The 13,940-nt window shown below is 59.5% G+C and carries 18 protein-coding genes; 10 read left to right on the top strand and 8 right to left on the bottom strand.

What is annotated here, in order from left to right; all coding sequences use genetic code 11:
- The first annotated feature begins 178 nt into the window (after positions 1 to 178).
- The 3 genes from AC1RLZ_RS25045 (at position 179) to AC1RLZ_RS25055 (ending at position 1,856) form a co-directional block, all read left to right on the top strand.
- Complete coding sequence (locus AC1RLZ_RS25045) at positions 179 to 394, top strand: hypothetical protein (protein ID WP_493190819.1); 216 nt, start codon at positions 179 to 181, stop codon at positions 392 to 394.
- A gap of 180 nt (positions 395 to 574) precedes the next feature.
- Positions 575 to 727, top strand: coding sequence for a hypothetical protein (locus AC1RLZ_RS25050; protein ID WP_371422365.1), 153 nt, complete (start codon positions 575 to 577; stop codon positions 725 to 727).
- A 58-nt stretch (positions 728 to 785) separates the two neighbouring features.
- On the top strand, positions 786 to 1,856 hold the full coding sequence (locus AC1RLZ_RS25055; RefSeq protein WP_493190820.1) for an LLM class flavin-dependent oxidoreductase: 1,071 nt from the start codon (positions 786 to 788) through the stop codon (positions 1,854 to 1,856).
- A gap of 209 nt (positions 1,857 to 2,065) precedes the next feature.
- Here AC1RLZ_RS25055 and gfa read toward each other — a convergent pair whose 3' ends face one another.
- The 4 genes from gfa to xoxF5 form a co-directional block, all read right to left on the bottom strand.
- Entirely contained in the window at positions 2,066 to 2,629 is a 564-nt protein-coding gene (gene gfa, locus AC1RLZ_RS25060; protein ID WP_493190821.1) for an S-(hydroxymethyl)glutathione synthase, read from the bottom strand.
- A gap of 76 nt (positions 2,630 to 2,705) precedes the next feature.
- On the bottom strand, positions 2,706 to 3,815 hold the full coding sequence (locus AC1RLZ_RS25065) for an S-(hydroxymethyl)glutathione dehydrogenase/class III alcohol dehydrogenase (protein WP_493190822.1): 1,110 nt from the start codon (positions 3,813 to 3,815) through the stop codon (positions 2,706 to 2,708).
- Between the two features lie 59 nt (positions 3,816 to 3,874).
- Entirely contained in the window at positions 3,875 to 4,363 is a 489-nt protein-coding gene (locus AC1RLZ_RS25070) for a c-type cytochrome, methanol metabolism-related (protein ID WP_493190897.1), read from the bottom strand.
- 108 nt (positions 4,364 to 4,471) lie between these two features.
- Complete coding sequence (gene xoxF5, locus AC1RLZ_RS25075; RefSeq protein WP_493190823.1) at positions 4,472 to 6,277, bottom strand: lanthanide-dependent methanol dehydrogenase XoxF5; 1,806 nt, start codon at positions 6,275 to 6,277, stop codon at positions 4,472 to 4,474.
- Between the two features lie 447 nt (positions 6,278 to 6,724).
- Here xoxF5 and AC1RLZ_RS25080 point away from each other — a divergent pair, with 447 nt between their 5' ends.
- The gene (locus AC1RLZ_RS25080; protein WP_493190824.1) at positions 6,725 to 7,702 is read left to right on the top strand and encodes a helix-turn-helix domain-containing protein; all 978 of its coding nucleotides are present in this window, start codon (positions 6,725 to 6,727) and stop codon (positions 7,700 to 7,702) included.
- Positions 7,703 to 7,822: 120 nt separating this feature from the next.
- Positions 7,823 to 7,903: a pyrroloquinoline quinone precursor peptide PqqA gene (gene pqqA, locus AC1RLZ_RS25085; RefSeq protein WP_081421972.1), complete on the top strand. Its 81-nt coding sequence runs from the start codon at positions 7,823 to 7,825 to the stop codon at positions 7,901 to 7,903.
- A gap of 87 nt (positions 7,904 to 7,990) precedes the next feature.
- Here the strand turns inward: pqqA and AC1RLZ_RS25090 are convergent, their stop codons facing one another.
- The gene (locus AC1RLZ_RS25090; RefSeq protein WP_493190825.1) at positions 7,991 to 8,299 is read right to left on the bottom strand and encodes an EthD family reductase; all 309 of its coding nucleotides are present in this window, start codon (positions 8,297 to 8,299) and stop codon (positions 7,991 to 7,993) included.
- A 177-nt stretch (positions 8,300 to 8,476) separates the two neighbouring features.
- On the opposite strand from AC1RLZ_RS25090, the gene AC1RLZ_RS25095 reads away from it, so the two are divergent.
- Positions 8,477 to 9,349, top strand: a complete 873-nt coding sequence (locus AC1RLZ_RS25095; protein ID WP_493190826.1) for a DUF6662 family protein — start codon at positions 8,477 to 8,479, stop codon at positions 9,347 to 9,349.
- Positions 9,350 to 9,430: 81 nt separating this feature from the next.
- Entirely contained in the window at positions 9,431 to 9,667 is a 237-nt protein-coding gene (locus AC1RLZ_RS25100; RefSeq protein ID WP_493190827.1) for a hypothetical protein, read from the top strand.
- A gap of 15 nt (positions 9,668 to 9,682) precedes the next feature.
- Here AC1RLZ_RS25100 and AC1RLZ_RS25105 read toward each other — a convergent pair whose 3' ends face one another.
- Positions 9,683 to 10,039 carry a hypothetical protein gene (locus tag AC1RLZ_RS25105; RefSeq protein WP_493190828.1) on the bottom strand — a complete coding sequence of 119 codons (357 nt, stop codon included), beginning with the start codon at positions 10,037 to 10,039 and terminating at the stop codon, positions 9,683 to 9,685.
- A gap of 103 nt (positions 10,040 to 10,142) precedes the next feature.
- Here AC1RLZ_RS25105 and AC1RLZ_RS25110 point away from each other — a divergent pair, with 103 nt between their 5' ends.
- Positions 10,143 to 10,484 carry a hypothetical protein gene (locus AC1RLZ_RS25110; protein WP_493190829.1) on the top strand — a complete coding sequence of 114 codons (342 nt, stop codon included), beginning with the start codon at positions 10,143 to 10,145 and terminating at the stop codon, positions 10,482 to 10,484.
- Positions 10,485 to 10,518: 34 nt separating this feature from the next.
- On the opposite strand, the gene AC1RLZ_RS25115 is transcribed toward AC1RLZ_RS25110, so the two are convergent.
- Together AC1RLZ_RS25115 and AC1RLZ_RS25120 are read right to left on the bottom strand one after the other, a co-directional pair.
- Entirely contained in the window at positions 10,519 to 11,349 is an 831-nt protein-coding gene (locus tag AC1RLZ_RS25115) for a quinoprotein dehydrogenase-associated SoxYZ-like carrier (protein WP_493190830.1), read from the bottom strand.
- Positions 11,350 to 11,403: 54 nt separating this feature from the next.
- The gene (locus tag AC1RLZ_RS25120) at positions 11,404 to 12,330 is read right to left on the bottom strand and encodes a quinoprotein relay system zinc metallohydrolase 2 (protein WP_493190831.1); all 927 of its coding nucleotides are present in this window, start codon (positions 12,328 to 12,330) and stop codon (positions 11,404 to 11,406) included.
- Positions 12,331 to 12,484: 154 nt separating this feature from the next.
- On the opposite strand from AC1RLZ_RS25120, the gene AC1RLZ_RS25125 reads away from it, so the two are divergent.
- Both AC1RLZ_RS25125 and AC1RLZ_RS25130 read left to right on the top strand, forming a co-directional pair.
- Positions 12,485 to 13,375, top strand: coding sequence for a substrate-binding domain-containing protein (locus AC1RLZ_RS25125; protein ID WP_493190832.1), 891 nt, complete (start codon positions 12,485 to 12,487; stop codon positions 13,373 to 13,375).
- 2 nt (positions 13,376 to 13,377) lie between these two features.
- Positions 13,378 to 13,938, top strand: coding sequence for a PQQ-dependent catabolism-associated CXXCW motif protein (locus AC1RLZ_RS25130; RefSeq protein WP_493190898.1), 561 nt, complete (start codon positions 13,378 to 13,380; stop codon positions 13,936 to 13,938).
- Positions 13,939 to 13,940 lie beyond the last annotated feature (2 nt).

A 13,940-nucleotide genomic window follows, 5' to 3' on the forward strand; every position in this document is an offset into this window, starting at 1 on the left:
GGAATGCCTGCATGACCGCATATGAGACAACAGTAGTGAGCCAGTCGCGCAAGCGCGTGACCTGCCGCTGCGTGTCCGCGGCCACCGGCGCGTGTTGTTGATTCCGCCGTAACGGCTCACATCGAACATCCCATCACTCACAGATAGGATCGCTGCTTCGGCGGCGAACGGAACGCGCATGTCCAATGCCTATGTCATCGAAGTCTTCCATCGCACTGCCGGGATCGTCGTCGCCGAAGAGCGCGGATTTCGTTTCTTCTCATCAGAGCCTGCCTTCGACGCGCTCGAAGGTGACCATTTCGGATCGGCACGCGCAGCGGAACGCGCGGCAAAAGCACTCGTGCTCCAGCGAAGTCACAAGGCTGGCCAATCCCGTATCGCCACGGCTCGCTGAGTTCCTAACTGAATGACAATCAGCGCCAGACGAACAAAATTGCCTGGCGCGGACGGCGCGGAGAATATTGCTCCACACCGGAACGCCCCGACGCGCTGATCATCGTTATTTCTGGCGCGCGCTTGCGCAGACCGGGTTTATCGCTTTGGTTATTGGCAAATGGCGCGTTGGAGAACGATGATGCGTGAACTATCGGCGGAAGCCCGGTTGCATAGCCGTGCGCGCGCGTCGTCGAACCGCACGGCGGTGCGCCTGCACACCGCCGCCGTTTACGGCGCATTGGCGCTGATCGCAGCCATCGTGTTCGGCGCAACATCGGTACGCCCATTTTGAAACCGGCACGGGACGGTGAGCCGCACGCAAAAATGCGGTCGCATCGTCAGGGGACATCATGAGCGATCGTTCGGAGTTTCTTTGGTACATCCCGAATGACGTGAAGGCAGGTCACCGCGGCGATGTCGTCGATCCAAACCACAACAGCGTCGAGACGCTTGCCGACCAGGCGCAAGCGCTGGAACGCCATGGGTGGAAGGGCGCGCTGATCGGAACCGGCTGGGGAAGGCCGGACACATTCACCGTGGCATCGGTGCTGGCGGCCCGAACGACATCTTTCGAACCGCTTATAGCCATCCGCCCGGGCTATTGGCAGCCGGCGCATTTTGCATCTGCCGTAGCCACACTGGATCAATTGAGCGGCGGCCGGGTTCGCATTAATATCGTGTCCGGCAAGGACAATCTGGCGGCTTACGGGGATGACGAGGCCGACTCGTCGCAGCGATATGCGCGGACCAAGGAATTCATGCGCATCGTCCGGCGGCTGTGGACCGAAGAAAACGTCACCTATTCCGGCGCGCACTTTCGCGTGTCGGACTCGACCGCGGCGCCGCGCATCGTCCAGCGCGGCAATCGCCGCCATCCGAAGCTGTATTTCGGCGGGGCATCGGACGCGGCCGAGCATGTCGCCGCAACCGAAGCCGATGTCCAGCTATTCTGGGGCGAACCGCTCGGTGACGTCAAAGAGCGAATTGAGCGGCTCAAGACCTTGAGTCAGCGCCTCGATCGGGATCTCCCGCCTTTGGAGTTTGGTCTGAGGATCACGACGCTGGTCCGGGAGAGTTCGGCCGAGGCCTGGGCTGCGGCGGAAGCCAAGGTTGCTGATATGGCGAGGAAAGCCGGCGCAGGCTGGAACGACCACGGCCCCGCCATCGCCATCGGCCAACGGCGACTGCTCGATCTGCAGGCCCGCGGCGACGTCCTTGATGACAATCTCTATACGGCACCAGGAAAATTCGGCGCAGCCGGCGCAGGCACCACCTGGCTGGTGGGCTCGGCATCCGAAGTGGCCAGTTCGCTGCAGAAATACCGCGATCTCGGAATCAAATATTTCATCCTGTCCGACACGCCCTATCTGGCAGAGATCGAGCGGCAAGGCAAAATACTCCTGCCTTTGCTTCGGGATTGATTTGCACGTCAACGTCCGAGATGAAGCAACCAGCTACGCTTCGTCCCACGGCGCTGCGCATGCCGGATGACGGCAGGCGCTCCGACGACGAGCAATTGTCGTAGATATCCATCGCCCTGCTTGAAGTACCGTTTGCAGAGGGAGGTCTGCTGATTGCAATGCCGGTGGCGACATGTCCCCACCGGCAGATGCTCTTATGCTGTGCTCACTCAGGCCGCTTTGGCCGTTGCCACGTGATTGGCGAGGACATCCATCAGCGCAGGTGACAGGCAATCATAAGGCTCGAGCCCGAGCTCCTTCAGGCGCGACCGTATGGCAGCCATGTCGCTCGGCTTCACGCCGGATTCTATCACCGACGAGACGAAGGCGGCGAAGCCCGGTGCGGCCGAGCCGGATTCTTCGAACAATTCGGGATGAATGAAGTCGAGGCCGTAAAACGCATGTCCCTTGTTCTCGATACGGCCGAACATGTGGGTGCCGCATCCGGTGCAGGCATGGCGCTGGATGGTTGCGGCCTGATCGACGATGCGCAGCTTGTCGCCGTTTTGCAGCACGGTGACGTTTTCACGCGGAACCACAGCGATCACCGCAAAGGTTGCCCCCTCCGGCTTCCAGCATTTGGTGCAGCCGCAGGCGTGGTTATGAGCGACGTCGCCTTTGACGCCGACCTTGACCGGTTTGTCGCTGCATTTGCAGACGAGTGTACCACCGGCAAAATGGCCTGAACCTTGTTTGACGCCGCCGTCAACGGACGGGTGGATATGAACAGTCATCAGTCTATCCTCCTGGTATGATGCCTCACTCGTGTGAGGCATAGTTGTATGGGCACTCTTGTGTTGCGGCCTGCATTCAGAACACGACCACCGATCGGATCGATTTTCCTTCGTGCATCAGATCGAAGCCCCTGTTGATCTCTTCCAGCTTGAGGACATGCGTAATCATCGGATCGATCTCGATCTTTCCGTTCATGTACCAGTCGACGATCTTGGGCACGTCGGTACGACCGCGTGCACCGCCGAAGGCTGTGCCTTTCCAGACGCGACCTGTGACGAGCTGAAATGGCCGGGTCGCGATCTCCTTTCCGGACTCCGCGACGCCTATGACAACGGAGACGCCCCAGCCGCGATGGCAGGCTTCGAGCGCCTGTCGCATGACCGTGGTATTGCCGGTGCAATCGAATGTGTAATCGGCGCCGCCGTCGGTCAGCCCCACCAGATGCTGAACAATGTCGCCATCGACCTTCTTCGGATTGACGAAATGGGTCATGCCGAAGCGGCGGCCCCACTCCTCCTTCTCGTCATTGAGATCGACGCCGACGATCTTGTCGGCTCCGACCATCCGGGCGCCCTGAATGACGTTCAGCCCGATCCCGCCGAGACCGAAAACGATCACGTTGGCGCCGGGCGTCACCTTGGCGGTGTTGACCACGGCTCCGACGCCGGTGGTGACGCCACAGCCGATATAACAACTCTTGTCGAACGGTGCGTCCTCACGGATCTTCGCGACAGCTATTTCAGGGAGCACGGTTAAATTCGAGAAGGTCGAGCAACCCATATAGTGGTAGATCGGCTTGCCCTTATAGCTGAAGCGTGACGTGCCATCCGGCATCACGCCCTTGCCCTGGGTGGCGCGGATCGCGGTGCAGAGATTGGTCTTCTGGCTCAGGCAGCTTTTGCATTGCCGGCATTCCGGCGTGTAGAGCGGGATGACATGATCGCCCGGCTTGACCGAACTGACGCCGGGGCCGATATCGCGAACGATACCTGCGCCTTCATGGCCAAGGATGGAAGGAAAGATGCCTTCGCTGTCGAAACCGTCCAGCGTATAGGCATCGGTGTGGCAAATTCCGGTCGCCTTGATCTCGACCAGAACTTCACCGGCCTTCGGCCCTTCGAGATCGACATCGACGATCTCCAGAGGCTTCTTGGCTTCGAAGGCGACTGCGGCGCGGGTCTTCATTCTCAACTCCCTTTGTCATCCGGGACTACAGGTCATTGTGTCGCTAGAGCCCCGCATTGTCAGGGCTTGCCCATGCAAGCACTCTCAGCCTGGGTATAGGCGGCGGGCTTCTCCTCGCGTTTGCCCGGGCGCACGCGGCCGACCGCATCGTTGGCACGGGCACGCAGATAGACATAGAGGTCGTCCATGTAGCAGGCGACGTTGGTATTATCGCCGAATGCCGGCATAACGTTTTCCTGCGACGACGTGACATTCTTGCGGCCACTGGCGACCACACCGAGGAAGTCGCCATAGCTCATTGTCTTGAGCGAATCCTGCAGCGCCGGTGCATAGGTCGAGCCCATGCCATCGGGGCCGTGACAGACGTGACATTCCGAATGATAGCGGCGGTAGCCGGAATATGTGTACCAATCGACGGTGCCATCGGCTGAAACCTTGAAGGTCGGATTTCCATCCTTGTCGAAATACTTTCCGTCTTCGGATTTGACGGCTGTGGGGTCGCCGACGTCGCCGGCGAAAGTGACATTTCCAGAGGCCACGAAAACGATCGCGGCAATAACAGACCAGATGTGACGCAAGAGCTTGTCCCTCGGCATGCGATTTCAGAAAAGACCGGCGCATGAACGAAGCCATGCGCCGGTGACTGATGAGTCAGTTCACTGCGGGAGTGCAAAGACCGTCAGCGCGCCGCCGAGTGCGGTATAGTTGGTCAGAGCCGCGTAGCCACCGACGGCACCGAGACCAGCAGTCGGATCCGTCAGACCCGCAGCAAGACCGATGCCGGCCCAGCCGCCGACGCCCGACAGGACGGCGATATATTGCCGGCCATTGTTTTCGTAGGTGGTGACGTTGCCGATGATGCCGGACGGAGTCTTGAACTTGTAGAGTTCCTTACCCGTCTTGGCGTCGACTGCCTTCAGGTAGCCTTCGAGCGTGCCGTAGAACACCACGCCGCCTGCAGTGGCGAGGGCGCCCGACCAGACCGAGAACTGTTCCTTGTTGGACCAGACGATCTTTCCGGTCTTGTTGTCCCAGGCAATGAAGTTGCCCATATGGGTTTCACCCGGAGGCGGATACATCGACAGCGTTGCGCCCACATAAGGCTGGCCGGCGGTGTAGTTCACCTTGAACGGCTCATAATCCATGCAGACGTGGTTGGTCGGTACATAGAACAGCTGGGTATCTGGCGAATAGGCTCCGGGTTGCTGGTCCTTGGTGCCGAGTGCTGCCGGGCAGACGCCCTTGGTGTTGACGTCTTCACCTTGCTTCTCGGTGGAGTACTGATCGACCACTTTCGGGCGACCATAGGTCGGCGACGACTTGTTCATGTCGACACCGGTGGTCCAGTTCACCTTCGGATCGTACTTCTCGGCAACCAGCAGTTCGCCGGTGACGCGATCCATGGTGTAAGCAAGGCCGTTGCGATCGAAATGGGTCAGCAGCTTGCGCGGCTGGCCGTTGATCTGCTGATCGCTCAGGATCATCTCGTTGACGCCGTCATAGTCCCATTCGTCATGCGGCGTCATCTGATAGACCCACTTGGCCATGCCGGTGTCGGCATCACGCGCAAAGACGGTCATCGACCACTTGTTGTCGCCGGGACGTTGCTTCGGATTCCAGGTGGAGGGATTACCCGAGCCGTAATAGACGAGATTCAGTTCGGGATCGTAGGAGGTCCAGCCCCAGGTGCAGCCGCCGCCGATCTTCCATTGATCGCCCTGCCAGGTCTTCAGGCTGGAGTCCTTGCCGACGGGCTTGCCGAGTGCGGTGGTCTTCTCCGGGTCCACCATGATCTGGTCGTCCGGTCCTTCCGAGAAGGCTCGCCATGCCAGCTTGCCTGTCTTCAGGTCATAGGCGGTCATGTGGCACTGAACGCCGAATTCGCCGCCGGAAATGCCGATTAGCACCTTGTCCTTGACAACGAGGGGAGCTGACGTTCCGGTAGCGCCCTTGGTGGCGTCGCCGTTCTTCACCGTCCAGATTTCCTTGCCGGTCTTGGCGTCGAGCGCGACGAGCGTCGTGTCGGCTTGATGCAGGAAGATCTTGCCATCCGCATAGGCAACGCCGCGATTGACGGTGTCGCAGCACATTACCGGAATGACGTTCGGATCCTGCTTCGGTTCATACTTCCAGACGATCTTGTTGTCCTGCGACAGATCCATCGCATAGACCTTGTTCGGGAACGGTGTGTGCACATACATCATGTTGCCGATGATCAGCGGACCGCCTTCGTGGCCACGCAGAACACCGGTCGAGAACGTCCATGCCACCTGCAGCTTGCCGACATTAGCCGCCGTGATCTGGTTCAATTTCGAATAGCGCGTATTGGCGTAGTCGCCCGCCGGCATCACCCAGTCTTTCGGGTTCTGCGCCATCTTTGTCAGTTCATCATTGGCGATGGCAACGCCTCCGGCAGAGGCCGCCATCGTGCCAAGACAGGTCGCAAGCAGCACCTTACGCATTGTGATGTCCTCCCAGACATAATGCCGGGTCTCGTCGAGCGGCCCAGCTTCATTTTGGTAATCTATAATTAGCCAGCTCCGCTGCTGCTTACTTGCCCAAGAGCGAAGCAGGCTTGCTCGACAGAGAACCTGTGCAAGATAATTTTCTCGCGCGCGGACGAGAAACCTGAACGGGCCTGAAAAGCCGGCGTCTTTCGCACTGCACACGGATCGCCGCAGCGCGATCCGTGGCTGATGTTTCACTTGACGTGACTGGTATCAAGTCAGAGGATTGACTTGGAAAAGTCGATTGCTCTGATCGCGATTCCTGAGCTGCGGGCTGTGCCGTCACATATTGTATCGCACATTGTTCCATATATGCGTCGTTCCATATGTGCTTCGTTCTGTAAGTATAGTTCCATCTCGTGGCCGACCGTTACGTGATGGTCTTTCATCGGTGAACAGTTCATGTCCGATACGCTTAGCTCTCTCAGTACCTCCGGATTGACGCCGACAAAGCAGATCCAGGTTTGGTCAGATGCTCTGACCGATCTGTGTGGACGATTTGACGTCGATCCGCTGGAAGCATCCACATTCGACGGACTGATCAATTACACATCGGTGTCGCGACTGAAATTGTGTCAGATCGAGGCGAGCCAGCATCGAATCGGTCACGCTGCCCCACGGGTTCGGCAAAGCGACCATCCATACGTGAAGATCTTGTTTCAAACCTATGGCGTCTCCCATTTCGAACAGGACAGTCGTCGGATCGATATCGGGCCCGGGGATTGCCTCGTCTATGACGTGTCGTGCCCGCATACCATCGTCAGCCCGGCCTTTACGCGTCATGACGTCGTGATCGTACCCAAGGAGTTGCTGCACGAGCGTGGCCTCGGCGCGGGAAATATCGCCGCCTGTAAGCTGTCGGCCCGCGCCGGCACGGGGCGCATCGCCCACGAATTCGTACAGGCCGCCTTCAGCGAAGCGACCAGATTATCGCCAAACAATGCCATCGGCGTTGCGGATTCGCTGATTGATCTGTTGCTGTTACCGCTCCGGGAAGTCGACACGACGCTTGATCGCGTCGGGCCGGAAGCCATGTATGTCCGTGCGCAGGGTTTCATTCGGGAACATTTGCGTGACCCCGAGCTCAGCATCGATCAGATTTCCACTGCACTGCATTGCACCAAACGCTATCTGCATATGCTGTTCAGCGACCGCGGGATGACGGTCAGCGACTATATCTGGCAGGCGCGGCTGCAGAACTGCCGGCAGGAACTGGAAGCGCAGAACGGAAAGACGATCACGGACGTCGCTTTTTCCTGGGGCTTCTCAAGCTCCTCGCACTTCAGTCGCGTGTTCCGGAAATATTTTGGCGTGGTTCCCTCCGCTATTCACAGAGCGCATCACGGCCATCAGCGATCTGCTCTCGCTGAAGAAATGTAACTGTACTTCGGCTGCCGTGCACATTTCGCGCCGCAACCGCGAGGAGTTATGTTGAAAGAAGTCGCCTCACTCCTTATCGTCCGGCGGCGCAATCATTGCGCAAACTCTGAGGAGACCAAGATGAGTTGGAAGACTCCGAAGATCGTGGAAGTGCAGGTCGGCATGGAAATCAACATGTACGCTTGCGCGGCCCGTAAGTAACGGATCGTTCATCCTGATCGATCTCTCCCGGCTCGCAGGCGAAAGTCTGTGAGCCGGGCAGAGGCTGCTGAACGCGCGCTGCGGCTGTCAGGCGTCCTTCGTGTCGAAGATCAGGAGATCTACGCCGCCATCCGCAAAATTCGCGAGATCGCCAGTGGCAGCCTGCCCTTCCGGCGAGGCGAGGCCCAGCTTGAGCACCGCAACCGTTTCGAAATCCAGCGCCTCGACCAGATGAATGTCGCCGTCTCCCGTCGGCGTTGTGACGCTCCCTGTGCTGACACCATAGTGTCTCAGCCCCGGAATCTTCCTCGCCAGCGGGATATGTACGGATTGATAGTATTTGTCGAAGGCTGCGGGCTTCTTCGGTGTCTTGTAAAGGACCAGGAGTCTCGCCATGGACGTTATCCTTCCCTGACTAGTGGCACTAACGGTGCGTGCCGCGTGCATATAGCAACCGATCCTGGCGCGATGTTCAAGCCAATCGCAGGACGTCTTCGCGGCCGGGCCGATTTCGACTAGCCTCGCACGGTGCGTTATCTCTATATAGACGTCTCTCTTCGATGACGGGATTGAATGCAGGTGCAGCGCGGCGTCAGGACAGTCTACGCGGCGATTCTTGCATTGAGCATGCTCGCCGTGCCGCGCGCGCAGGCGGGTGACATCGATACCGAGCATATTTTCGGCTTCATGATCGGCAGTGACATCGGCCGGGTGGGCGAACGGGAATTCCAGAGCGAGACGACCGGACGGTTCGGGAAATCCGGCGGTCGCTATCGTGCGGGCGAGCAGGAATTCGAACTGGAATTCGTTCCCGTCAAGGACATTCGCATCGAGATCGGAAGCAGCTTCTCAGCCTATCGGATCGCTGGTGTTCCCGGGCTCACCGATCAGCGCGCGCTCGGCTGGCAGGGCGCATCGGTGGACTTTCGCTACAGATTTCTTGATCGCGAGACGGCCCCCCTCGGCATGACCCTCGCGATCGAGACGCAGTTCAACGGGATCGACGAAACGAGCGCAGCGCGGGTCAGGAGCTACGGCACAGGACTGACGCTGGCCTTCGATCGGGAGATCGTCCCTGACGTCGCTGTTGCGGCCCTCAATCTGATCTATCAGCCGGAATGGACGCGCTATGCCGATACCGGAACGCGGGAACGCGAGGCGAGCATCGGAGCGGCGCTCGGCGTCATGATGCAGGTGCGTCCCGGCATCCTTCTCGGAGGCGAAGCGCGCTATATGCGCCGATATGAGGGGATCGGCCTTGACGAACTTGCTGGTCAGGCGCTGTTCGTCGGGCCAACCGCCTATTTCCAGCTCTCGGAACGATCTCGGCTGACTGCAAGCTGGAGCACGCAGTTATGGGGCCGCTCGGAGCTGCCACGATCGACACTGGATCTGGTCAATTTTGAACGCCACCAGGCCCGGCTGGTCTATGGGGTCAATTTTTAGCGCAGGGATCGCCGAAACTTCGCCCTGCCCGGCGCGTATTTGAGATGTTATCGTCCGGCGAATGATCTGGGATGCCCCGACATGAACATGATCAATCTGGTCCTGACAGTCTGCGCGGTGATGTCACCAAACGCCTGCGAAGAGCGAAACCTGTCGTTCACGGCGAACTTCTCGCTGCAGCAATGCGCCATGGCGGCGCCGCCCTATATCGCCCAGTGGATCGGCGATCATCCGAAATGGACCGCGGTGAAGTGGCGCTGCGAATATCCACATGGTCATGACAGGGCTGACACTGCCCGGGGAACAAAGGCCGGCTGACCAAACAACCAGGGACTATTTGTTGCAGTCCTGCAGGTCCTTGTCTGCAATCGAGAATACGGCATCGGCCTTGATCTCGATATTCCTGACCACGCACTGGCGCGCCTCGGGATAGCTGACCTTGGCGTCGTAACTGCCAGGCTCTATCCCCGTGATGCGCAGCCGCTCATCGTGATCGACTTCCTTATCCTTGTCCGCCAATGTGAGATTGGCGCCCCATTGCTGCTTTCCGGCCGGGGATAGCTGGAATCCGGTAATGGTCGATGTCGTCAGGTTCCAGAGCCTGATGCCCTTGCCGGCTTTGCCTTGGGCATGAGCGCTGCCTGCCATGAGCAGCAATATGACAGCCATCGATAGAGATGTGCGCGACATGTCCCCTCCATATCTGTTCGGCTTATTGAGCCGTTTCGTTTTCTTAGTATAGTTTGCCGGTCGTCTTCGCCAGCTTTGCGAGGCTCTCGTGGGACCCGATCGCATGACAGGATATCTCGTCGCGTTTGCGGCCGTTGCCGTTTTGTCGGGGTCGGCAGGAGCAGCGGAGATCAATGACTATCCGACATCCGCGCGCGCCGAATATGTCTTCGGCTGCATGAAGGCGAATGGCGAGACCCGGCAGTCGATCGAGCAATGTTCGTGCTCGATCGATGTCGTGGCGTCGTTGGTGCCCTATACCCGCTATATCACCGCGGAAACGGCGCTGAGCATGTCGCAGGTGCGCGGCAATCTGAGCGCCCAGTTCCGAACCTCGGAACAGGCCACCAGCGCCATCAATGACGTCCGGCGCGCCCAGGCCGAGGCTGAGGTGCGCTGCTTCTAGCGGTTATCGTCCGCCATCTGCATGACGCGCTGCGTTACATGCCGGAACCATTGACCTTCCACTCATGCCTGAACTGGTGCCCATCGGTGTCCTTGGCCTCGGCACGGAAGGTCTTTGCGCCATTTGAGACGTAAGTGAAGCGAACATTCGGATCTTCGGAGATCGAGATACCACCCTCCATCGACAGGACCGGGCTGTCGTCCTGCCATAGCTGGAGCCGATCGACATAGCGGGCCGGAATATAGAGTTGCGTGACCTGATCCATCTGCAGGCCGGAATTATTGGGGTGGCCGATCATGACCTGCGCCTCGCGCGTACCGCTTGTTTCCTCGTTTTGCGGTCCGGCAAACTGCCTGTAGCGCATCTGGCCCAACCGGCTCTTGGCCTCTTCGGCATTCTTCGCCGCTGGTGCAGAGCAGCCGCCGGATGCCTTCACATAGGTTTGCACCACATGGAGCTTGCCGTCACTGGTCTCAGCCACGGCGTGGACATTGGTGTAATTGTTGATTCGGACACGCGTTGAAATCTCCGAGACACTGGCGTCGGCCCCGAGCCTGAATTTCGCGGCCATGGGCGCCGGATTCTGATCGATCACCAACGTGATCATCACCACTCGCGAGTGTGCGTCCGACGTGGGCTTGAGGCGCAACGTCACCGGGACGATGGCGGCATCCTCCGCGCGCGTCGGCATCTCGAGTACAATCAGGTTGCTGCCGTCTTCCATCGGTCGGCTGTCGAAAATGTCCTGCACCAGCCCCGGCCATGGATCGTAAGGCTCCGGACCGGCCGCGGAAACGGAATGCGGACTGAGTACGGCGCTCAGCAGGATGGCGGCACAGACGCTGCGGAGTGCAAATCCCGGCATGGTAGGGCCTCGCAAGGGAAGTAGCGACGCGCTTGATACTAACCCAACCGGCGGTCATTCCCATTCAAATTGTGAGTATGCTGCAGTTGCGTTGCGGGTGTTATATTCGTCAAAAAGCTCCCATTTGCCGCGTTCGGCTTCTGCCGCGCGTTTCGTAGCTTCCGCGATCGGCTTGCCGTCGATGACGTCCTTGCGGACATCGGACGCGAGTGTTTCGAGATACCGGCGTTCGCCGGCGAGGGCCTGCGGCCAATCGCTCACTGGACCATGGCCGGGAACGACGCGTTCGGCCGGCAGCGCCGCGAGATCGTCCAGCAGCTTGAGCCACGCCTGGATGCTGCCATCGAGCACGGGAATATGGCGGAGAAAGACCAGATCTCCAGCGAACAACGTCTTCGTCGCCGGGTCGAATACCGTGACATCACTATCGCTATGGGTGGTGGGCCAGGCTTTGACGATCAGCGTGCGCCCGCCGAGATCTAGCGTCAACTCGCCATCGACGAGGCGAGTCGGCGGAACGATGCGGACGTCATCGATCAGCGCGTCGCCCATGCTGCGCCTGAATGCGTCGAGATAATACTGCCCGCGTGTGGTCAGTGCCTGCGGCAGCCTGACATGACCGACAAACTCGGTTCCACCGGCGACGAAGGCGGCGTTGCCGAACATATGGTCGGGATGGCCATGGGTGTTGATGACGTAACGAATGGGCTTGTCGGTATGTGCGCGAATGGACGCCAGCAATTGCCGTCCCTCGCGCACACTACCGCCGGTGTCGATCACGGCGACCGCCTGATCGCCGATCACGAAGCCAATATTGGCGACGGCGCCGTCATTCTCCGACGACATCAAGGCGATGCGTCCCTGATGCATGAAGACGCCTGCTGCGACTTCATTGATCGCCAGAGCCTGCTGTTGCGCACGAGCAGTTGAGAGCATTGCCAGCATCATGAGTGCAACGTGCATCGCAATGCGAGATGTCATTTGCAACTCCATATCACCCGGAAAAGAGCGTCCTCGCAATCGCCTGGAAAGTGCAGCGCAATATTGGAAGCGCCCATTTGCATCTTGCACGCTCAAAATGAGAGGCCTAGGTTTTTGTCGTGTCACCCATCAAAATGTGAACGGCAAGTAGCGCATGCAGCACCGAGTGGAACGATCCGGAATATGTCGCGCGCTGCTGACGTCGCTCTTCGCAAGTGCGCTATTGCTTGCAGGCAGCGCGCTTGCCCAAACTGCTGCTACCGACGATCTCTCGATCGAACTGGTCGATCCGCAGGTGCTGCGTGTTTGCGCCGATCCGCGTAACATGCCGTTCTCGAATGAGAAGGGCGAGGGTCTCGAGAACAAGCTCGCCGAGCTGTTCGCAGCCAAACTGAACAAGAAGCTCGATTACGTCTATTTTCCGCAGGCGACGGGCTTCGTTCGCATGACTCTCGGCGCGCATCGTTGCGATGTCATCATGGGCTTCCCGCAGGGCGACGACCTCGTCCAGGGGACCAATCCCTATTACCGGACGGCCTATGCGCTGGTATCGAAGACCGGCGCCGGTCTCGATGACGTCACGACGCTGGATGACGCCAGGTTGAAGAGCAAGCATATCGGCATCGTGGCGGGAACGCCGCCGGCCACCAATATGGCGGTCAACGGCCTGATGGTGAATGCGAAACCCTATCCGCTGGTGATCGATACCCGCGTCGATTCATCGGCACAGGCCATGATCAAGGACCTCACATCTGGCGATATCGACGCGGCAATCCTGTGGGGGCCGATGGCGGGCTTCTATGCCAGGAACGCCAATCCTCCGCTTCACGTCACGCCGCTGGTCAAGGAAACCACCGGGCCCCGCCTCGTCTATCGCATCGGCATGGGCGTGCGCTCCGCGGATCAGAACTGGAAGCGGCAACTCAACCGGCTGATTCAGGAAAACCAGCCGGCCATCAACAAGATCCTGCTCGATTTCGGTGTTCCCATTCTCGATGAGAACAATCGTCCGATCGGGCCGGAGGCGGCGGCCAAGTCGCCGTGACCATGCGTTGCGCCATCCTTCTCGCGATGGCACTCGTTATGGTCACGACGGCACAGGCGCAAGACGTGGTGCCGGAGCCCGATGACTATCGCACCGACAATTATCGCGCGCCGGTGCCCGCGACGCTGAAAGGCGGACGCGTCATCACGACGAAAGACGCCGAAGCGATCTGGCGCGACAAACGTGGCACTTTCATTGATGTCATGCCGCGTCCGCCGAAGCCGGCCAATTTGCCGCCGGAAACGGTCTGGCGCGATAAGCCGCGGCACAACATTCCGGGCAGCCTGTGGCTGCCCGACACCGGCTACGGCAGGCTGGCCACCGAGACCGAGGCCTATCTGCGGGATGGTCTCGCGCGCGCATCGGCCGGCAACCGTGCTGCGCTTCTGGTGATCTACTGTCAGGCCGATTGCTGGATGTCGTGGAATGCCGCAAAGCGCGCGGTGTCCTATGGCTACAGCAATGTCGTCTGGTATCCGGAAGGCACCGACGGTTGGGAACAGGCTGATCTGCCGTTGGACGATACGCAGCCCGAGCCACGGCCGACATCATCCGTGAAATAGCG

The sequence above is a fragment of the Tardiphaga sp. GW822-FHT04G09 genome, assembly GCF_058800725.1.